The following is a 249-nucleotide window of genomic DNA, read 5'->3' on the forward strand; positions in this document are numbered from 1 at the left end:
GTTTGTAGCCATTCAGCGGCTGACTGCCCACGGGTTGGGTCCATACGCATGTCCAGCGGACCATCGCGCATAAAGGAAAAGCCGCGCTCAGCATCATCAAGTTGCGGTGAAGAGACGCCAAGATCGAGGAGAATGCCGTCGATCTTGCCGATAAGATCGCGCTCGGCAACATATTCGCCCAGCGCGGAGAAAGGTCCGTGGATGATGGAGAAGTGCGGATCATCAATAGTCTTCGCAACGGCGATAGCC

Annotated in this window: 1 protein-coding gene; it reads right to left on the reverse strand. The window is 56.2% G+C overall.

The window, feature by feature from the left end; genetic code table 11:
• Positions 1-249, reverse strand: a 249-nt coding sequence (mraW, locus tag KM934_RS13085) for a 16S rRNA (cytosine(1402)-N(4))-methyltransferase (protein WP_215761070.1), incomplete at both ends; no start/stop codon positions are given.

The sequence above is a fragment of the Hallella faecis genome, from assembly GCF_018789675.1.
Lineage (GTDB): Bacteria > Bacteroidota > Bacteroidia > Bacteroidales > Bacteroidaceae > Prevotella > Prevotella faecis.